This is a genomic window from Levilactobacillus brevis, assembly GCA_021383565.1.
Classification (GTDB): domain Bacteria; phylum Bacillota; class Bacilli; order Lactobacillales; family Lactobacillaceae; genus Levilactobacillus; species Levilactobacillus brevis_B.
Genome location: CP079700.1, coordinates 1 through 20682, shown reverse-complemented (window position 1 = coordinate 20682; position 20682 = coordinate 1). Strand labels below are relative to the sequence as shown.

17 protein-coding genes and 1 pseudogene are annotated in these 20682 nt (G+C 42.3%); 15 read left to right on the top strand and 3 right to left on the bottom strand.

What is annotated here, in order from left to right:
- The first annotated feature begins 4 nt into the window (after nt 1-4).
- The 13 genes and pseudogenes from KB236_12025 (at nt 5) to KB236_11965 (ending at nt 12840) form a co-directional block, all read left to right on the top strand.
- A complete protein-coding gene (locus KB236_12025; GenBank protein ID UIF30410.1) occupies nt 5-2020 on the top strand; it encodes a DUF87 domain-containing protein in 2016 nt (671 codons plus the stop codon).
- Nucleotides 2013-3431, top strand: coding sequence for a conjugal transfer protein (locus KB236_12020; protein UIF30409.1), 1419 nt, complete (start codon nt 2013-2015; stop codon nt 3429-3431). The genes KB236_12025 and KB236_12020 overlap by 8 nt, the downstream gene beginning before the upstream one ends.
- On the top strand, nt 3432-4586 hold the full coding sequence (locus KB236_12015; protein ID UIF30408.1) for a C40 family peptidase: 1155 nt from the start codon (nt 3432-3434) through the stop codon (nt 4584-4586).
- A gap of 13 nt (nt 4587-4599) precedes the next feature.
- Complete coding sequence (locus KB236_12010) at nt 4600-5217, top strand: hypothetical protein (protein ID UIF30407.1); 618 nt, start codon at nt 4600-4602, stop codon at nt 5215-5217.
- Nucleotides 5204-5572, top strand: coding sequence for a thioredoxin family protein (locus tag KB236_12005; protein UIF30406.1), 369 nt, complete (start codon nt 5204-5206; stop codon nt 5570-5572). Before KB236_12010 ends, KB236_12005 begins: the two co-directional genes overlap by 14 nt.
- Nucleotides 5573-6043: pseudogene (locus KB236_12000) on the top strand (conjugal transfer protein).
- Between the two features lies 1 nt (nt 6044).
- Nucleotides 6045-7556, top strand: a complete 1512-nt coding sequence (locus KB236_11995; GenBank protein ID UIF30405.1) for a type IV secretory system conjugative DNA transfer family protein — start codon at nt 6045-6047, stop codon at nt 7554-7556.
- Between the two features lie 14 nt (nt 7557-7570).
- On the top strand, nt 7571-7945 hold the full coding sequence (locus KB236_11990; protein UIF30404.1) for a hypothetical protein: 375 nt from the start codon (nt 7571-7573) through the stop codon (nt 7943-7945).
- A gap of 23 nt (nt 7946-7968) precedes the next feature.
- Nucleotides 7969-8808, top strand: coding sequence for a conjugal transfer protein (locus KB236_11985; GenBank protein ID UIF30411.1), 840 nt, complete (start codon nt 7969-7971; stop codon nt 8806-8808).
- 14 nt (nt 8809-8822) lie between these two features.
- Entirely contained in the window at nt 8823-9233 is a 411-nt protein-coding gene (locus KB236_11980) for a hypothetical protein (protein ID UIF30403.1), read from the top strand.
- Nucleotides 9234-9239: 6 nt separating this feature from the next.
- Nucleotides 9240-11375 (top strand): DNA topoisomerase III, encoded by a 2136-nt coding sequence (gene topB, locus KB236_11975; protein UIF30402.1) that lies wholly within the window; start codon nt 9240-9242, stop codon nt 11373-11375.
- 121 nt (nt 11376-11496) lie between these two features.
- Nucleotides 11497-11712, top strand: a complete 216-nt coding sequence (locus KB236_11970; GenBank protein UIF30401.1) for a hypothetical protein — start codon at nt 11497-11499, stop codon at nt 11710-11712.
- A 3-nt stretch (nt 11713-11715) separates the two neighbouring features.
- The gene (locus KB236_11965) at nt 11716-12840 is read left to right on the top strand and encodes an ImmA/IrrE family metallo-endopeptidase (protein UIF30400.1); all 1125 of its coding nucleotides are present in this window, start codon (nt 11716-11718) and stop codon (nt 12838-12840) included.
- Nucleotides 12841-13270: 430 nt separating this feature from the next.
- Here KB236_11965 and KB236_11960 read toward each other — a convergent pair whose 3' ends face one another.
- Genes KB236_11960 through KB236_11950 form a run of 3 tightly spaced genes read right to left on the bottom strand, consistent with a single transcriptional unit; the run spans nt 13271 to nt 19273 of the window.
- A complete protein-coding gene (locus KB236_11960) occupies nt 13271-14479 on the bottom strand; it encodes a restriction endonuclease subunit S (GenBank protein UIF30399.1) in 1209 nt (402 codons plus the stop codon).
- Nucleotides 14479-16092 carry a type I restriction-modification system subunit M gene (locus tag KB236_11955; protein ID UIF30398.1) on the bottom strand — a complete coding sequence of 538 codons (1614 nt, stop codon included), beginning with the start codon at nt 16090-16092 and terminating at the stop codon, nt 14479-14481. The genes KB236_11960 and KB236_11955 overlap by 1 nt, the downstream gene beginning before the upstream one ends.
- Before the next feature lie 13 nt (nt 16093-16105).
- Complete coding sequence (locus KB236_11950; GenBank protein ID UIF30397.1) at nt 16106-19273, bottom strand: HsdR family type I site-specific deoxyribonuclease; 3168 nt, start codon at nt 19271-19273, stop codon at nt 16106-16108.
- Between the two features lie 179 nt (nt 19274-19452).
- On the opposite strand from KB236_11950, the gene KB236_11945 reads away from it, so the two are divergent.
- Entirely contained in the window at nt 19453-20382 is a 930-nt protein-coding gene (locus KB236_11945) for an IS30-like element ISLpl1 family transposase (GenBank protein ID UIF30396.1), read from the top strand.
- Nucleotides 20383-20411: 29 nt separating this feature from the next.
- Nucleotides 20412-20591 carry a hypothetical protein gene (locus KB236_11940; GenBank protein ID UIF30395.1) on the top strand — a complete coding sequence of 60 codons (180 nt, stop codon included), beginning with the start codon at nt 20412-20414 and terminating at the stop codon, nt 20589-20591.
- Nucleotides 20592-20682: the final 91 nt, after the last annotated feature.

Sequence of the window (20682 nt, the reverse complement as noted above, 5' to 3'; positions counted from 1 at the left end):
CAGTATGAGTTTTGGCGATAAGGTCATAGATTTGTTCATGCCAACCAAAAACGAAAGTCAGCAAAATAGTGAACCAGCGGTTAATAAACAAAAACCGGAGGTTGAAGACTTTACCAAGCTGATTGATCGCGATAGCTTGCATTCACTATTCCCGTTTAGCTGGGAACAGTACCCCACCTACGTCCAGTCGGGGGAGAATTTTATTCGGGTGTTAGCGATTGCTGACTATCCCAAGCGGGTTTACGGCAACTGGTTGTCAGAATTGAAGCGTAAAAAAGGCGTTATCGATATTGTGCAATATATCGACAGCGCCAGTAACAATTCAATGATTACCTATTACAAGAAGACGATTCAAAATAAGGAAGCGCAGAAGCTGAATACGTTCGACCCGTATAAAAAGAAGATTCTGCAAAACTACATTGATTCGGCCAACATGCAACTAGATAAATACCTTGATAATTCTACCACATTTGTCTATCAACATATGTTGGTTTATATGCGGGCTAACAGTTTAGCAGAATTAGATGACTTAACCGAGAACGTCAAGAATACGTTGATTAAACTACAAATGAAGCCCTTAGTGCCCGTTAAAGCAACCTTTCAAGCTTTCTGGTCAACCATGCCAATTAACGAGAACCTCATGGGGGATTACACCTATAAAGAAAGTAATACCGAAGTCGCCAGCAGCATGTTTCCTTTTGATGACGCTGAAATTCTGGACTTAAAGCCGAGAAGCGATATTGAAGGAGTTAACAAAGATACCAACAGCTTAATTGCCGTAGATATGCTGGATCGCAACAAGACCCTAAATCAAAATCAAGTGATTATCGGGACCTCGGGGGTCGGCAAGACCACCTATATGATTCAGAAAATCTTACGCTACGCCATTCAAGACTATCAACTCTACATTATTGACCCAGAAAACGAATATACCAAGATTGTTGAAGCCCTGGGTGGCGCAGTCTTGCACCTAACCTCGAATGCTAAGTACAAAATTAACCCGCTCCAAATTTTCTCCGAAGAAATCCTAAGCGCCGATGAGGCGGTCACGAACCTTGATTTACTAGTTAAAGATAAAATCCAGCGATTAAAGGGATTCTTTGAAGTCCTTAAAACCGGGATTACCCAAGTTGAACTGGCAATCCTTGATGATGTCGTTAAACAAGCTTACGTCAACAGTGGTGTTTTGAAATACAGCCGCTTAAAAGAGATTAAAGACGATCAGTGGCCGACCTTATCCAATGTTTATGACGAGTTGGAGAAACTGGCTGATAAGGACGCAGATAAGTTCAGTCGGGTTAAAGACTTCTACTACATCTTAGGCAGCTATACCCATGGTTCTAACAGCCTATTTGACGGGCACACCAACGTTAACTTAAAAGGGAAAATCATTTCTTTTGATCTAAAACCACTACAAAGTGAACAGGAAGTCCAATCAGCGGCTTATCTGAATACCTTCCAGTATTTGTGGGACGAAATCACCAAAGATCGGCATAGCCGCAAGAAATTGTTTGTCGATGAATTTCACTTTTTGACTTTGCACAAAGCGGCCGCCACCTTTTTCCATCAAGCATACAAACGTTTTAGAAAATACAATGCCGGGGCCATTGCCGGAACGCAGCAAATTCAAGATGTGATCGAAGGCACGACAGATACCGGGCAGAACATTGGTGAAGCCATTATTGGGAACTCCTACACCAAAGTGTTCTTTGGTCTTGACGGTAAAGGCGTTGATGATGTGATTACCAAATTGCGTATGACGTTCTCGGATAAAGAAAAGAAGCTACTAGAACGCCGTAGACAAGGCGAAGCCCTGATGATCTATGGTAGCCAACGCGCCTTTATGCGTGTCGAGTTGACCGAAGAAGAACTACGGCTAATCGACCCAGAAGCTTACCAAGAAAAATACAATCGTGAGACAGCCGAACAACCGGATTATCAAAAGCGCGTGATCTTAACTCCCAGTGAAATTGACGCTTTAACTACCACCGAGGAGGAAGGAGGGACTTTAAATGAGTAAATCAAATCAGCTATTAAATATCGAGGTTGGCACGTTCAAGCGACAGGGAAACAAGTTAATTCTCGAACTCAATCGCAATCAGTTTCGATATGACCAGTTGAGTGAGCTAAACGAATTAAAACAAACTGATTCCAAGTTCTTGCAGTTAGTTAACGTGGTTGAGCAAGACCAGAAGGTTGTTTTAACTTATACCTTGCCGGATAAGGTCAGATCATTAAAGGAATTACCACATGAAAATAAAGCAATCCGGTCAGCGATTGCCAAGGAAATCATGACGCAAAAGGTGGTTAACGATAGCCAGTATCACGTTGCGTTGAACCCAGCTAACCTGTGGTATTACCCAATGCAACATGTTTGGTACGCCTACCGGGCCAATGAACTCATGCCTTATGATGACAAGCATAGCAATTTAGCCAAATACAAAGCACTGATTCTGTTTTGCTTGACGGGGACGCCCTACGAACGGCTACTAAGCAATCCCCAAGAAGCCTTGGCCAAACACCCGGATGACTATTTACAACAAGTAGCTAAAGCTACGTCGTTAAATGAGTTAACGGAAGTGGTTAACGGGATTGAGGACTTTGTGAGCTATCACGAATGGCAGGAAGTTGAAACGGCCCAGCAGAAAACCAAGCAACGATTATGGTTGAGTATGGCCGGGGTGGCGATTGTGGCCGTTTTGGCCGTTGGCTTAGTCCATAAAAGTGACGAACGGCAATATCAAAGCTTAGCTAACCAGAACCAAGCCCAGGTCACGCGATTAAAATATAGCGGTCAAATTCAAACTGCTTTAAATGATCGGAAGTGGTCGGAAGCGCAAAGTGATATGCAACGGGCCGGCTACCCTGCAACTAAGCAAGTCAGTGTCTTTTTAAAGCATCGTCAGTACCAGCAAGCCTTAAACGTTGACCCAAGTCAGTTGAACAAGGTTGTTAATGCGGCTTATGCCAACCAAGATAGCAGTCAAGTGGCCGATTGGCAGTTACCAACTAAGGCGACGAGTAAGCAAAAAGATCAATTGAAACTCGAAAAAGCGATTGTTAATTATGATACCAATACGCTTAATAACCAATTATCCTTTACGACGAACGCTGATGTTTTATTGAGAATGGGACAAGCCTTCCTCGCCCATAACGATACGCAAGACGCCCAGACCGTCCAAACCAAATTAGCCGGTGTGAATAGTCCTAAAGCTAAGTATTTAAAAGCCCTGTTAAGTCTCAATGCCGCTAAGAACGAAGTTAGTGACGCCCAAAAGAAGTTAGATGACGTCAACAAGATTGATGGCAGTAAAGATAAGGATAAAGACAAGAAGGTGGATTCGGCTAAGTCGGACTTAAAGAACGCGCAGAGTGACCAATCAGCAGCGCAAAAACAAGTCGATCAGGCCAAGCACAAAGTGGGTGATTAAATGCAGGTATTGTCATTTGAATATAAGAAAAAGAAGTGGAAATTGATTGCTTATATTGTGGGTGGCGCCCTTTTGCTAATCATCTTGCTAATCGCCGCGCTTACTGGTCAATTGCAAGAAAACAGTTGTGATAATTCAACGACCACAGAAACGCAATTAGATAGTAAGAGCATGACGGAAAATGCCAAAAATATTTATGCACACTGGAAACAGAAGTATGGTGCCACCCCACAAGCGGCCGCCGGTATCTTGGGGGTCTTACAACTAGAAAGTCGCCTTGATCCCAAGTCCGTTAATTCCAGTTCTGGGGCCACGGGCTTAGCCCAGTGGTTAGGTGGTCGAAAAGATAAACTGGAAGATTTAGCCCATAAAGAAAATAAACCAGCGACCAATCTCGGGGTACAGTTGGATTATCTCGACCAAGAATTGAACAGTAGTTACTATGCGTCAAACAAGCAGATTTTTAAATATGCGGACGTGCATAAAGCGACCAAAGCCTGGTTAATGGATTACGAGGGTATGAGTAAGAACCCGGAACAATGGTATTTAAGCCAAAGATACGGTTATGCCGATCATTGGTATTCCGTGTTGGGTGCAAGTGATCCCGTGGCCGGTAATACGTTAGATAATGCAAGTTCCGGCGATCTGACCGAACTAGGTTGTGATAGTGACCCGAGCTATTCCGGTGGCAGCATTGTTAAAAACGCGGAAAGTATGAAGGGCGACTTCTATTATGTTCAAACCCACCCTAGCCCCGATTTAGGTAGCGATTTAAAGAATCCTAACAAAACCGGTGGGACAGATTGTTCAGGCTTTGTCTGGTTAGCCTTGAATAAGGCTGGTTACAAGGTACCGGCCAACATGGGTTGGTTTACCGGCACGATGGCCAGTGACGCCAAAGGCAGCCATCAATACTTGAAACAGATCAGTGAAACTGACGCGAAAGCCGGTGATATTGTGATCGTTAATCAAGGCGTGGGAGCTGGAAATGACGGCCATACTGCCATTCTACTAGGCAAATGGCAAGGTAAAGCCACTAAGATCATTGAGCAAGGTGGTACGGGTGACAAAGTTAACGAAAGCACTTTTGGGACCGCTTTTTATAGCTTACTAAATGGTGGTGATGTAACGTTAGCCCGGCCAATCAAGAAGTAAGGAGGGAAAACAAATGAAGCGGAGCATGGTTTTAAGTGTGGTGATCGGCAGCTTGATCTTAATCATGTCATTAGGGGCAAATGCCTATCAACATAGCCAAGTTAAGCAGGCGCAACAGCAGATTAGTCGTCTACAAAAACAGAAGCGCCAAGTTAGTCAGCAATTGACTAAAACCAACCAACAAAAGCAGTTATTGAGCACCCAAATTGACAGTTATAAGACCTACCAAAATAATAAAGACAAAAGTCAGGCTGAACTGAGTTTTAATACGGTAGTCACCAAGTTCTTTAAGGTCATGAATAACTTTAAGCCCAAGACCTACGGTCAGCGTAAAAATGGCGTGAAAGACTTGATTTCCGACAAACTATATCAGCAATACTTTTCAAATAAGGGCACGTATGGTGATAGCAATAGTGTTTCAGCTAAGTTAAATCAACTGAACCTGTATACGCAAAGTAAGCAGGGGCAAAATATGAAAGGCTTGGCCGTTGTCAGTTACGAAAGTAAGAGTGGCGACAACGACTGGCAAAAGGCGACGGTACTTTATCAAGTGACTTTCGATACCACCACGGATCGAATCACTGATGTACAGAATCTTGGGAACAGTTTTAAAGCGAGTGACCTTGATTAAAAAAGTAAGCAAAGCCCTAGCGGTGATCGTGGTGATACTTGCAGTATTAGGCTTTGCAGGTCATAGCTATGTGAACCATGTTGAGAAAGAGAAAACAGTTGTGACGCTGGCTAAGCACCCTAAAAAAGTGTTGTTCTTCTATCGCGATGATTGCCCGGATTGCCAAGCTATTTTTCATCAGATTTATTGGCACAACGCAATCAGTCACAACATCGTCTTGATTAACATGAACCAACCGCAGAATCGGCATTACATTCAAAAATATCAATTAACGTCAGTACCAACCTTGATCCATGGCAAGCAACGATACTCCGGTACCAACCAACAAAGGATTAAACAGATAGTAGGTGATTAGATGAAAGACAAATTATTAAACAGCGTTAAAGTCAGCTGGCCATATCTACTAACGCTAATCATTGGCTTGTATTTAGCGGAGATTTTAGCTGGATCAGTCATGGCCTTGTCGCACTATAAGCTAACTTTTGCGGATCATATGCCAACCGTATTAAAATAATTAGCCTTGCACCCCTGGCACTATTACAACTTGTATTTGGGTCAAAAGAACCCGGTATTAATTATCGTCAGTATTGCTGTGGTACTATACACCGTCTATTTTGCCTTGAAACGGAACAGCAAGCATAAAGCTTGGAAAACTGCGGACACTGAAACCCACGGGAGTGCGACCTGGGGGAATTTAAAAGAATTAAGTGACCATTACTTTAGTATCAATGCCAAAGACCTCACCACAGCATTTAACAAGAGTACCAAGGCAGAAATTCTCAAATCATTAGTGGATCGAGAAAAGTCAGCGAAAGGGGGAGATTAACATGAATGGGACGATTTTAGGGATCGTGGATAAACGGATTGTTTACCAGAATAACAGCACCAAACCCAATCGGAATATCTTTGTGGTTGGGGGACCTGGATCATATAAGACCCAATCAGTCGTCATTACCAACCTGTTTAACGAAACGGAGAACAGCATTGTCGTGACCGATCCGAAAGGTGAATTATACGAAAAGACGGCCGGTATCAAACTAGCCCAGGGTTATCAAGTACATGTCGTCAACTTTGCCAACATGGCGCATAGTGATCGCTACAATCCTTTTGATTATATTCAACGGGATATTCAAGCCGAAACCGTGGCAACAAAGATCGTGCAAAGTGAAAATGCCGAAGGTAAAAAAGACGTGTGGTTCAGTACCCAAAGACAGCTTTTGAAGGCTTTAATCCTGTTTGTCATGAACCACCGGTCACCAGAACAACGAAATTTGGCGGGCGTAACGCAGGTCTTACAAGAAAATGACGTTGAAGCCGAGGAAAAGGGTGCGGATAGTCCGCTAGATACCTTGTTTCTTGATCTAACTATGACTGATCCAGCGAGACGCGCTTATGAGTTAGGTTTCAAAAAGGCTAAAGGAGAAATGAAAGCCAGCATTATTGAAAGCCTGTTGGCGACCATTTCGAAGTTTGTTGACAAAGAAGTGGCCAATTTTACCAGCTTTTCAGACTTTGATTTAAAAGAGATTGGCAAAGCCAAAGTAGTACTGTATGTGATTATTCCGGTGATGGATAATACCTATGAAAGCTTCATCAATCTGTTTTTCTCACAATTATTTGATGAATTATACAAATTAGCCGCCGATCATCACGCTAAATTGCCCCACCAAGTCGACTTTATCCTTGATGAATTTGTCAATTTAGGGAAGTTTCCCAAGTATGAGGAGTTCCTAGCGACGTGTCGGGGGTACGGCATTGGCGTGACGACAATTTGTCAAACCTTAACCCAGCTCCAAGCCTTGTATGGCAAGGATAAGGCCGAGAGTATCTTAGGAAATCATGCCGTTAAGATTTGCTTAAATGCCGCTAATGATGTGACCGCTAAATACTTTAGTGATCTGTTAGGAAAATCAACGGTGAAAGTGGAAACGGGTAGTGAGAGTACCAGTCATAGCAAGGAAGAAAGTCACAGCAAAAGTGATAGTTACAGCTATACGAGTCGTTCGCTCATGACGCCCGATGAAATTATGCGTATGCCCGAAGATCAGAGCTTATTAATCTTTAGCAATGCGCGACCAGTCAAAGCTACAAAAGCGTTCCAATTTAAACTATTTCCAGGGGCTGATCATTTGGTTAACTTGTCACAGAATGAGTATCAAGGCCAACCAGAAGCCAGCCAGGAAACCCACTTTAAGAATAAGGTAGATAAGTGGAATCAGACAGTTAAAGCACAGCACCAAGCCAAAAAAGACGATCAAACAACCGATGACGAAGAAGACAAATTGCAGGATAATATCGATCAAGAATTAGAGTCTAGAAATAAGAAAATGCTTGGATAATGGGGGACATATTAATGAAAAAATATTGGAAATATATAATCGCTGTGATGACAGTGTTGCTGATTGTTGTTGGTCTTACCGCTTGTGGGAAGTCTACAGCACAGGATTTGCAAAGTAATAAATGGTATCTCAACCAAAAAGGACAAAGCTACAAAACCCAATTTAATAAAAAAACAATGATTATTGAAAGCCCCTTGATGAATGTAAATGCCAATTATTCAGTCAGTAATACTTCTGGTAAAGAATATTTAAAAGTAAATACTGATGATGAGAAGAATCAAAAATTTGAATTAACTCAAATTAGCGATGGTTATAAAGCTAAAGCAATAAATAAATCTGCCAAAGCAGATGACGGATTAGGAAGCTTTGAATTGCAAAAAAGGAAGTGATAGATATGTTTGTTTTAGGTGATATTTCAGGACTGGTTCAGGGAGCGATTGCTAAGTTTTTTGAATGGGCACTGTCTGGTTTGTTGGACGGCTTATTCAACATCTGCAAGGCAATCATTGACCAAGCCAATCAAAGCTTGCCGATTATTAAAACGTGGTATGCCATCTTCCTGTCCTTTGCGACATCGTTAGTCGTTGTGGTCGTCCTTGGCCGTATTGTGATGACAATTATAAAAGAGGCGGACGAAAGTACCGATGTGACTTGGGCTAATATCATCATGGACGGGATTAAATCAGCGGCCGTGATTCCGGTTTTCGTGTTCTTACAAGGCTTCATTCAAGGTTCAATTACCTTGCCCCTGCTAAAGTATATGTTTAATTCTGATCAGAAGTTTACTGCTAAATCAATTACCGGCATGAATAAAGTTCCTGGGTTAAAAGATGTTGGCATTTCGCTACCCTTACAGATTTTGTTTCTGCTAATCTTCACTGTCGTAACCGTCGTGTTCTTTATCAAAATGTGTGTGTTTGTGGCTGATATGGCGTGGTATAACCTGACAATTCCTTTAGCTGCAATGAGCATGGCGACTGAAAGCTTTGATTATAGTGGTACGTGGTGGAAGAAGTACATTTATTACAATGCTTCCATTATTAGCCAGGTGCTTTGTATGTCATTATCAGTGTGGTGTTTCACTAATATGGCTAAATACGGGTTTATTGCTTTTATTGCTTCAATCGGATTCGGTTTTCTGGTGGTCAAAACACCTGACGCCGTTAAAGACTTTTGGGCTTCAACCGGTGTGACTAAAAGTGCTGGTATGGGTGCCATGAGAATGTTTCAAAATTATTTCCGTAACCACTAGGAGGAAAAATAGTTATGAAGAAAATCGCACACTGGTTATTGGAAAAAGCCAAAAAAGATGTGCGAACCGATCCTTTTACAACACCTTCACGGCGGACTAAGTTGTCTTACTATTTTGATAACTTAGTTAGCATGGTCTTCTATATAATGGGAATTTACCTCATGTTAATGGATTTATACCAAGAGCTTTTCACGGCGAACTATACCGATTTTTTAGGAACTGCGCTAATGGCCTTAGTTTTACTGCTGGGTGGCTTATTATTCCGTTGGTCAGCCTATGCAGATCTCAAAGCCATCAACCGGTATCAACATTATTTGAAGCAACAATCGATAGAGCAACAACAAGAATTGCGCCGTGAAACTTGGTTGAAAGCGGCTGAACAAGGTAAAACAGAATTAGATCAAAAACTTAATCACAAGGAGTGAACGAACATGACCACTGTTATCTTAGCTGAAAAACCCAGTCAAGCCCGTTCATACGTCCAAGCCTTTCAAAAGAGCACAAAAAAACAGGGTTACTATACGGTTAGCGACCCTGTTTTGCCCGCAAATACGCTTGTGACGTACGGTCTCGGACACTTAGTTGAACTAGCCACACCGGATAAATATGATCAGAAATACCAGCAATGGGCCTTATCTAATTTACCGATTTTCCCTGATAAATACAAGTTTGAAGTATCAGCTAGTAAAAAGGACCAATACGGGATCGTCAAAGACCTGTTAACGAAAGCCGATACTATTATTGTCGCCACCGATAGTGGCCGAGAGGGTTCTAATATTGCCTGGTCGATCATGAACCAAGCCCAGATTGACGTCAAAAAGAAGACCATTAAGCGGCTATGGTTGAATAGTTTGGAAAAAGACGCCATTATTACCGGCTTCAAAAATCTTGGCGATTGGCACAAAGACTATTTGGCTTATAAAGAAGCCCAAACCCGTCAAATTAGCGATTGGTTAATTGGAATGAATGGTAGTCCCTTATACACCTTGTTATTAAGACAAAAAGGGGTACGTGGGGTGTACTCGATTGGTCGCGTGCAGACGCCAACCTTGTATATGGTCTATCAAAGAGACCAGGCAATCAAAAACTTTAAGCCGGAACCCTATTTTGAACTAAATGCGGAAATTGTAGCTAATCAGCAAAAATTCGTCGCAAAATTAGACCCCTATCAGCGATTTAAAGACGAAGCAGGGCTAATGACATTCATGCGAGCTAAACACGTTCAGAAAGGCTCACAGGACGGTTTAATCAAGGACGTCCAAAAACAAGGCAAAAAGCGTGCTAGTCCCCAACTATTCTCGCTATCTAGTCTCCAAAGTGCCATGAATAAACGTTATCACGCCAGTGCCAGCCAAACCTTAGCGGCTATTCAAAGCTTATACGAAGACAAACTACTCAGTTATCCCCGCACCGATTGTGCTTATATCACTGATGAAGAATTTGAGTATTTAGTGGCTAATCTGACGAAGTATCTGGGGTTAGTCTCTAAACAAGTCGCTTTAACCAATACCACCCCAAATAAGCGCTATGTTAATGGAAAAAAGGTTGAAGAACACTACGCCATTATTATGACTAAAGTCGTCCCGACGAAAGAGAAACTAGCCAGCTTGCCTAAATTACAGCAACAAGTCTATGACTTGGTTTTAAGAACGACGTTAGCGATGTTTGCTGACCCGTACGAGTACGAAGAAACCACCATTATCACTCAGGTTGGCGACACCAATTTTAAAGCAACCGGTAAGGTCCCAACTAAGCAAGGTTGGCAAGCTTTATTTGATGATCACAAAGCCGAACAGCAAGAAGCAGCAACCTTACCGCTCGTTCACCAAGGCGATCAAGTCCAAGCAAATCTGCAAACGCCGCAAAAAGAAACGACCCCGCCGGTACCATTTACCGAAGGTACCCTGATTACGGCCATGAAGACGGCCGGTAAAACGCTTGATGATGAAGCAGCCCAGGCGATTCTCAAAGACGTGCAAGGCATTGGAACGAGTGCAACCCGGGCAAATGTGCTGGAAGTGTTAAAGAAACGCGGCTATTTAGTTACTGAAAAGAACAAGCTCCACGTCAGTGAAGCGGGGATTACTTTATGTAAAGCGGTTGAACTCGAACCCTTGTTAACTAGCCCAGAGATGACAGCAAAATGGGAGCAAGCGTTACAACAAATCAGTACCGAAGAACGCACCCCGGATAACTTTTTGAACCAAATCAAAAAGTTCGTGGAAAAATTGATTGCTGATGTTCCCACGCAATTGACTGGCAGTGCAGCCATTAAGCAACAAATCGATCACCAACAGCAAGCACAAAAGTCCGACGAGGTCTTCTTAGAAACACCGCAAGCGACCGTTTTAAATAAACAGAAGTTTTACATTGTAAAGCCTAAGCAAGGCGAAAGCTTTACCCTGCCCAAGAAATGGAGCAGTAAGACCCTCGGTAAGACCGCAATTAAAGCGTTGGTCACCAAGGGGGAAACCAGCAAATTAAAGGGTTTCAAGAGTAAAAAAGGAAAGTCGTTTGACGCCAAGTTAAAGCTTGACGGCCATAAATTAAGTTTTGATTTTGATTAGAACCTGCCTACCGCCCTACACTACGTTCCGGTTGGTGAACCCGTCATTTAGGTTCACTTTTACAACCCTAAAAGTAAACCCAAACAACGGGTGAGATTAGCAAAGCAAAGGAGATCATAAAATGGATAATAAATTAGCAGTCATTGGGAGTGAATTACCAGTTTTACAGGCTAAAGGAACCTACAAGTATTTAAAAGAAATCACTGGTAACGGAGCCTATTATCAAGTGGCTTGGCAAAAATTAGCTGATGGCTACATCGCCCTTTATGGCACGACCTCAATTCAAACAAAAGTGGCTCCCATACTGAATGATATTTTTGAAGATGAGGAGGGGTAACTTATGCCAAATAAAGCAGATGTTAAGGCTTGGAAAGCACAATTAGTCGCCCAGGCTGAACAGCAAATCCTAAAATTAACTGATAGTGACCAATTTAAAAAGTATCTCAATACCCTGGCTAAATTTCATCGTTATAGCGCCAGAAACATTGATTTAATTTATGCGCAAAATCCTCAAGCCACTCAAGTCGCCGGTTTTAAGCAATGGCAGAAGGCTTTTAACCGCACCGTCAACCGGGGCGCAAAAGCGATTCGGATTGCGGCTCCGATCATTAAGAAGCTAACACCAGCCGAGCAGAAGCATCTTGATACCACCGATGAGCGTGCCATTGTCGGTTATCGCTATCTACCCGTCTTTGATGTGGCACAAACTAGCGGTGAACCAGTGTTAAGTGCTAAAGACTTTGTCAAAGAAAATTTGGCCGATCATCAGAATGTGACAAGCTTGTATAACGCATTCAAGGACTATCTAAACCAGCAAACCGACCTTAAAGTCAGTGAAGTGCCTTTAGCGACGCTAAATGGGGCTAAGGGGTATTTTCAACCCAGCACTAATGAAATTGTTATTGGTGGTGATGAATCCGATAATGCTTTGAAACTAAAGACGTTATACCACGAATATGCGCATAGCCAGCTACACGGCTTAAAATCAGCCTTTAAAGATCGGCCACGAGCCTATCAGGAAACCCAGGCCGAAGCGGTTGCATATGTCGCCATGCAAAACATTGGCGTTGATACCAGTAACTATTCACTCGGTTATGTGGCTACCTGGGCTAAAGATACAGCTGTGATCCATAGTGCTTTAAGTGAAATCCAGCAAGTTAGCAACAAAGTGATTGAGCTTAGCGATGGCTTAACCAAACAATTAGGCTTACAAGAAACACAAAAAGAGCCTGAGCATGATTTAAAAAAGCTATCAGCCCAAACACTTAATAAGTCCTATCGAAGCTTGCAACAACAAGTTCAGCAAGCAACGAATCCACAACAAAAATCAGAACTAAAAAATAAATTAAATGATGTACACCAGAAAATCAGTAATCGAACGCAAAAACAGCTGCAAGCATTTGCTAAAAAGAATCCAGAAATTAAACAACCAGATTCTGAACCCGATCAAAGTCTAAAACGTTAGCCAGTTTTTAAAGGGCATGCTATAATGGAGACAGAAAAAGGAAGCCCTGCGCTAACAAGACTTCCCATGCAAGCCGCTTCAAAGGCGGTGGCATTAGTTAACTAAACGATACTGTCGTCCCGTAACTCGCCAAAGTTATAATCGGGGCGGCTTTTTTATTTGTTCCTTTTGTCGATGTATGTTAGCAACGCTAAAATAAACATTGCAAATAGCAACATCAACGAGAGTGTCTGGAAGACGCTCATTGACTGTGAAACCTTCCTGAAGATTATTCCATGTTCCCATGGGCCTCACCTCGCAAGGGAAAAGACAGCCACCGCCCTTAAAACTTCCTGCGTAATCCATTATACAGGTGAATTAAGTGTTGACCAAGCACAATAAAAATTAAGTCATGGGGTTTCATAGGATCCTAAATTTGATCAAATTAAGCTCAGCAAAACATCTTTTGTAGATACCCTTTTTTTAGTTCCTGGAGTTTTTCAAGCTTACGCTGATGAAGAGTGATAGTTCCATCTAGTTGTTTAAAGAATGATCCAATTTTTTGTTGTTCTGAAAGTTCAGGAACCAACACAGGTTGATTTAAAAACTCATCAACGACTAACTCATTCATCATTGTTCCCAGTTTTGTCGAATTAACAATCGGATAACGCATTATTGGTTCATAGTGAATATACTGTTTCCAGAATTTTATAGGCATATCCTGAGTTGGACGTAATGTCGTGAAACGCGGTGACATAATGCCATCTCCAATGTCATTCAACACAAATCGGCCAAACGCAAATCGCTTACTGGTATGACCTTCAAAAGCAATATCGCCTTCCCGCAGAACTTTATAAGATACTAGAGAGTCTTCAGCCGCCCCATTACCTTCTTTCTTAAAACGCATAGTCGCAATTGAAATTGTTCTGTCCGAACTGAACTGATCTTTATTTCGCTCAAGGTTCTTTTTGTACAGCTCACCAAAATTACGCTGTTCCCAAGCGTCAGCAAACCCTGAAAATCTTAATTGCGGGAACTTGCTACCATTTTTAGGGAACATTTTTTGCAAATAGCCCTGTTTAAGTTCCTTAAGCTTAGCTAACTTACGCTGATGAAGAGTGATAGTGTTATCTAACTGTTTAAAGAAGGTACCTATTTTCTTTTGTTCCTCAATTATCGGAACAAAAGAAATGAAATTTTCTACACTGCCTTTAGAGATATTCAGTTGTGACATTCCAGCTCCTTGTGCCTTGAAATAATATTGGTGTGCATTGATATAGGAGAACAGAAATTGTGGATCAGCGGTCGCATTTGGTCTCAATAAAGCAACACGCTGATTAAGTACAAACCTATCATCTTCCGGTATCAATGCAACACGTCCCAACAAATCACCATGACCAACGTCACTAAGAATCATGACTAAATCATCTTTCTGGAGGGTATCATCTGCTTCATCAATAAATTTACCCGAATGTTTTAAACCACCTGAAATAGAGATAGAATTTAGGTTTATCAATTCAAGTTTTCCGATCGTAGATTGCTTATCCTCATGCCCCTTACCATTCTTATAATTCGTCATTGATACCAACTTACGCTCTTCCCAAGGATCAGTGAAACCTTTAAATCTTAATTGCGGATATTTAGCTTGTTTAGCATTCATTAGTGGTCCTCCGATTTTGACTGGTCATTAACGTGAGTGGCTACTAACTGGCTAGCTAATTCATTAAAGGCTTGTTCATTCTGACTGATTTCCTGGTCCAGTTGCTTTAGATCAGTTTTAACTTGATCCAGATCAATCTCGGGTTCCGGTTCAAATGTATCAACGTAGCGCGGAATATTTAAATTATAATCATTCTCTTTGATTTCTGCCGGTGAGGCCACATGGGCATATTTATCGACATCTTGCCGGTTTTGATAAGTGGTCACAATTTTTTGAATATTCGCTGCCGTTAGCTTATTTTGATTCTTGTCCTTTTCAAATTCCCGGGACGCATCAATAAACAAGACGTCATCAGTGGTTTTATGTTTCTTTAAAATCATGATTAACGTTGGAATACTGGTGGAATGAAAAATATTGGCGGGTAGTCCAATAATGGCATCAATCCGGTTATCTAACAGGAGCTTTTGGCGAATCTTGCCTTCTTTAGCACCCCGAAATAATACGCCATGGGGTAAGACAATGCCCATAGTCCCGTGTTCCTGCAAATGATAAAAGCCATGTAGTAGGAAGGCAAAGTCGGCTTTAGATTTAGGTGGTAAGACGCCATAGTCGCGGAAACGGGGATCAGACAAGCGTTTATCACTGTTATCCCAGTGTGCCGAGTAGGGCGGGTTCATGACGACCGCATCAAATAAGTAAGGTTCGTCAACCGGCCAATCTTTACTTAACGTGTCACCATTGCGTAAGTGCATATCGTCATACGAGACTCCATGTAACATTAGGTTCATACGGGCCAGGTTATAGGTCGTGGTGTTCAATTCTTGGCCGTGATAACTCACTAAATTGGGGTCTTGCACGTGCTGTCCGACATTTAATAGCAGCGAACCAGAACCAACTGCTGGATCATAGACAGTCCGCAATTGGTTGTCACCTGCATTGCGCTGATAAGTCACAATCTGGGCAATAATGTCGGACACCTGCCGTGGAGTATAAAATTCACCCGCCTTCTTACCAGAATCACTGGCAAATTGCGCGATTAAGTATTCATAGGCGTCACCTAAGACGTCGCCTTGATGATGGACGAGATCAATCGCATTTAAAGCTAACATGGTATCACTGATAGTTTGATTCCGTTGTTGTAAAGAACTGCCTAATTTATTACTACTTAAATCCACATCGGCAAACAATCCCGAAAAGTCTTGTGCTGAAGATAGATTTTGTGTCGACTGTTCCAGATCATGAAGTGCTTGAGATAAATCGTCTAACGCAAAAGTATGGGCTTGAATCTTGCCAATCAGGGTGGCGTACAACGCCTGGGGTTGAATTAAATAGCCGAGCGTGTTTTGCAAATACTCCACTAAACTGGGCTGCACCGAGACGCCTTCCAACTCGAACTGCGGATCCATATACTGAGCATATTTCCGGGTGACATTTTCGGTTTCGCCTGCCCAATCACTAAAGGTCGTTAAGGTTTTCTCAGATAGAAACCGATAAAAAATTAACCCCAATAAATAATTTTTATATTCAGAAGCGTCCATTTTCCCGCGTAAGACATCCGCCGCATTCCATAGGGCGTTTTCAAGTTGACTAGCTTGAGTTGTTTTTTCTGACATTGTTTAACCTCACTTATTTTTGTAGATAAATTGCTAAATCGTGTTCAATAAACTGCCGCCAAGCGGCCTGGGACTTAATCCGGTATAGTGGCAAAATAGCTGGAATCTTCGGCCCAGTGGCAGTTTGAGCTTGTAAGGCCGCTGCTAAATTCGCTGACTGCGTTAATTCTTGTTCATGATGCCATTCATCGGTACCCACGGTGTGTTCACGTGCCACCCGTAATAGGGCTGCTTGATCTAAGCCCCACGTGTGGGCAAAGGTCGTCGTTTTTTTGACCAATTGTTTCTGGGCGTAATCAGCCACCAACTCCCGAGCATTCAACGCTACTGGCGCTTGATTTGGGGTGCTCTGTTGCTGAGACTGTTGCATTTGTTGCTCAATATAAGGCATGGCTTCGCGAATTAATTGAGCCTGTTGCGGTTGCGTTTCCGCTAATTTATTCAAACTAGCCTGTACTTTGGCACTGTTTTGCAGGTAATCGGTCATATGCGCTTGGGCTTGATCAGGCGTCGAGTACCGTTGCTGTTCATCAATCCAATCTTGAATTAATTGCGTCAAATAATCATAATCCACCAAGACGACTGAACCAACGGCCAAGGAAAAGTCTAAGGCAGCTAATTCTTCGGGGACTTTCTCAGGCTCTTGGTTAGTAACCGCCGCTTTAATCCGCAGATATTTACCCGTATAGGATTCTACTTCGGGCTGAGCGATACCAAAGGCCTTTTCACTATTTTTCCAAGTGAAATCGTTGTACATGGATAAGGAATTCAATTGCTGATTCACTTGGCGAAAGGCTTTCACAAACTGTACCTTGGCAGTGGTTCCTTTCAGGTCATCGGCCGCCGTCGGCGTTTGAGCAATGGCTTTTAAATCCACCACAGCCTTTTGAAATTTTAAGACGGCCTGCTGATAAGTGGGACGAATGATGACATTAAAGGAGCCTTCGCCACTATATAACTTGTAAGCTTCACGTTCATTAGCTTCCATGATTGCCGGCACCCGAAAGGTCACAATTTGACCCTCTTGTTTTAATTCCCGGTTTTGGAGCCGGTTGGTGCGTGAGTAGGCTTGAATGAGTTCTTGATAAGCTAAGGTGCGGTCAACAAAGAGCGTGTTTAGCCGAGGGGCATCAAAACCCGTTAATAACCGGCGGACGACAATCACTAAATTTATTTCTTGATCAGGTTTCAGATGAGCAAAGACCGCCTCACGCCGGGCGGCCCGTTTCGCGACATCTTCGTTATAGAGATTCAAATCGGCTAAATCAAAATTAGTGTGATACTGCTGATTATAATCTTTTAAAATAGTGGCCATTTGGTCATGTTTTTGCGCACTCTGATCTTCGTTTTCACTTAATGAATAAGTAATCGCAATGCGGGGCCAATCAGAATCCAGCTGATTGTGAGTAGTCTTTTTCGTGGCCTTAAAGGCTTGATAATAGCGTTGCGCCATTTCAATGGAACTGGTGGTCAAAATAGCATTATAGTTGCCATGACCCAAACTCGTTTTACGTGGGCCTTTTTGTAAAATATATTGAACAACTTGGTTAATATGTTCATCAGTCTCAAAGTCAGCCGGAGTTAAATACGTTGCTTCCAAGTCCTTCACTGACATCGCTTGAATCTTGGCTTGAATTTTTGCTTCATCAGCTGTACTCAGCAGGCGGCCTTGCTTATCACGACGCGCTTTGACGCGCTGGGTTTCTTTTTCGAGAGCCCGGGTTATTAACGTGTCTTTGCCAATCGTCGTTACGTGTTCCACGTTAAACGGTAACACGGCTTGGTCCTCTAAGGCGTCTCGCAAGTTATAAACGTGACAGACTTTACCAAATAGCTCCTCAGTCGTAACCGCTAGATCACCCTTGAGCTGTTTCTTATTTTCGTTAAAGATGGGGGTGCCGGTGTAACCGTACCAGTTACTATTAATAAACGCTGCGCGAATTTCCTTTTGCATCTTACCAAACTGCGACCGGTGGGCTTCGTCAACAAAGAAGATCACCCGTTGTTTTAAGGTCTTACTAAAACAGGATTGCTTGCCGGTTGCCAACTGGGCTTGTGTTTTTTTGACCGCCCGGTGAAGTTTTTGAATCGAGGTGACCAAGACCTTACCATCATTTTGTTGCAACTTACGCATTAAATCACCGGTATTTTGCGCTTCGTTAATGGCAATATCATCATTGGCAGCATAGGCACTAAAGTTGCTAGTCGTCTGTTCGTCTAAGTCTCGCCGGTCAACTAAGAAGATGACCTTATCGACACCAGGATCTTGCGCAGCTAGTTTAGCAGTTTTATATGAGGTGAGTGTCTTACCAGAACCCGTGGTATGCCAAACAAAGCCATCTTGATGGTCATGAATTCGATGCATGACAGCCTCAATGGCATAAATTTGGTAGGGCCGTAAGAGAATTAGGCTTTGCCGCTCTTGGTCGATGACCGTATATTCACTGACCATTTTGTGGGCCATGGGAATATTAAGAACCTGGCGCGTGAACGCTAGGCCATTTTCCACGGGGTGATTATCCCGCGTTCGCCAATTAAACAAAAAGGCTTTATTGAAGTGATCCGGTTCGGCATTCGCAAAATACGCCGTACTATCCGGCGTCATAATCACAAACATTTGCAGCAGCGAGTAAATCCCCGTATATTTACCTTCCTGCGCGTATTTTTCAATTTGATTAAAAGCCTGGTTAAGTTCGACCGTGGCTTTTTTTAGTTCCAATTGAATTAAGGGTAACCCATTAATCAATAGGGTTACGTCAAAACGGCGATCAGGATCGACATCTTGAGTACCAGCTAACCGTGGTCGCACTGCTTGTCGCACCACTTCATAACTAGATTTACCGCCAGCAACGTCCGCTTTCCAAAACAACTCGAGCGTCACCGTGCCCAGCTTAGCATCATCACGTTCAACTTCAACTTTGCCAATGCCATTTTCGGCGGCTAGTAACTTAGCTGCTTCGTAAGGTGTCCGGACCTCAATCGCCCGTTTAACCTGATTAAATTCGGTATCAGTTAAAGGGTGTCCCTGCAATTTAGCATAGTTATTGTTATTTAATTTATCGCGAAAATTAGCCCATAATTGATCCGGCGTCGCACCATACAGGTCTTTTCGTTCCACCCATTGATTACTTCCGGTCGTTAAGGTTTTAACAACTTCTTTTTCAAATGACAGTTCCAACATAAAAACATTCCTTCCCCCACCTTTAAATTACTCACTAGTTTATTATACGCGAACAGATTAGCGTTTAGGCTTCATAATTTGGTAGATTGTAAAATTAATCCGAACGCTGTTCGGACAAAAAAGATCAGCTTCCTTTAAAATGGTGTTTACCACAAACCCATCTTTTAGGAGCTGATCTTTTGTCTAGTATAACCTATTCCGAACGAATTAAAATCGAAACCTTTTGTGAACTAGGGCTGTCCAATATCCAAATGGGCGTTCGGCTGAACCGATCACCGTCAACAATTTCTTATGAATTATCTCGATGTCAACCTTATCAGGCTGAATTAGCACAAACAGATGCCGAATACAAGCGATCACGATGTGGTCGGAAAACTAAGCTGAGCGATGAGTTAAAGCAAAAAATTCTCAACCATTTACGTCTAAGCTGGTCACCAGGAATGATTGCTCACGAATTTAAACTAGCTACTAAATCTATTTATAATTGGCTAAATCAGGGGAGAATTGATTTCTCCTTGAATGATCTACCTGAACATGGCGTACGCCAACGGCGTAACGTTGACCAACGATCCAAATATAATCAATCTTTGGGGCGATCAATTGAACAGCGTCCCATGATGATTAATCAACGTAATCGCATCGGCGATTTTGAACTAGATACAGTCGTTGGTCCTCGTGGGCATAGTAAGGCAGTTTTATTAACTTTAATCGATCGCAAATCACGGTTCCTTTGGGCATACCGGTTAAAAGATCGGACGACAGCGACTGTTAATGAAGCACTAACTAAGTTCCTAACCACTTTTAATGGTCCGGTGCACAGCTTTACTGTGGACCGTGGCACTGAGTTTAGTGGGCTAGTATCACTTGAATCACAATATGGTATTAAGACCTATTACTGCCATGCTTATACGCCAGCTGAACGTGGTAGTAATGAACGCTTTAATCGGAATTTACGTTATTTTTATCCTAAAGGGACTCGTTTTGAGCACATTAGTGCTCAAGATTTAACGACGACGTTACTCCAAATTAACCAGCGACCGCTTAAAATACTCGACTGGCAAACACCGTATCAGGTTATGCTGACAAATTTGTCCAAAAATTCGGATTAAATTTGCAATCTACCGAATATCCACTAATAGTGTATATCTATAGTTACATTATTCCACTGCTCAATGGCCTGTATGAAAGTGAAGAGCCAGATTTCACAGAACAATTAAATTCCTATAGTAAAGACTTAGCAAAGGAGATTATTCTTGATTTAATTGGAGCAACGGGTATTGATATACAAGAATTTGATAAATTAGCTATGAAGCTTTAGTTGTACTAATTGCAAATGGGACTACGGAAACTTTTAATAGATTTATCGAAAAGTTCAGCTAATCACTGTTTTTTTTGCATATGGTCAGGAG

Coding starts and splice junctions, on each gene's coding strand:
- KB236_11990 (UIF30404.1), top strand. CDS start 7,571: ATGAAAAAATATTGGAAATATATAATCGCTGTGATGACAGTGTTGCTG.
- KB236_12020 (UIF30409.1), top strand. CDS start 2,013: ATGAGTAAATCAAATCAGCTATTAAATATCGAGGTTGGCACGTTCAAG.
- KB236_11995 (UIF30405.1), top strand. CDS start 6,045: ATGAATGGGACGATTTTAGGGATCGTGGATAAACGGATTGTTTACCAG.
- KB236_11980 (UIF30403.1), top strand. CDS start 8,823: ATGAAGAAAATCGCACACTGGTTATTGGAAAAAGCCAAAAAAGATGTG.
- KB236_11960 (UIF30399.1), bottom strand. CDS start 14,479: ATGAATGCTAAACAAGCTAAATATCCGCAATTAAGATTTAAAGGTTTC.
- KB236_11970 (UIF30401.1), top strand. CDS start 11,497: ATGGATAATAAATTAGCAGTCATTGGGAGTGAATTACCAGTTTTACAG.
- KB236_12025 (UIF30410.1), top strand. CDS start 5: ATGAGTTTTGGCGATAAGGTCATAGATTTGTTCATGCCAACCAAAAAC.
- KB236_12010 (UIF30407.1), top strand. CDS start 4,600: ATGAAGCGGAGCATGGTTTTAAGTGTGGTGATCGGCAGCTTGATCTTA.
- KB236_11950 (UIF30397.1), bottom strand. CDS start 19,273: ATGTTGGAACTGTCATTTGAAAAAGAAGTTGTTAAAACCTTAACGACC.
- topB (UIF30402.1), top strand. CDS start 9,240: ATGACCACTGTTATCTTAGCTGAAAAACCCAGTCAAGCCCGTTCATAC.
- KB236_11965 (UIF30400.1), top strand. CDS start 11,716: ATGCCAAATAAAGCAGATGTTAAGGCTTGGAAAGCACAATTAGTCGCC.
- KB236_12015 (UIF30408.1), top strand. CDS start 3,432: ATGCAGGTATTGTCATTTGAATATAAGAAAAAGAAGTGGAAATTGATT.
- KB236_11955 (UIF30398.1), bottom strand. CDS start 16,092: ATGTCAGAAAAAACAACTCAAGCTAGTCAACTTGAAAACGCCCTATGG.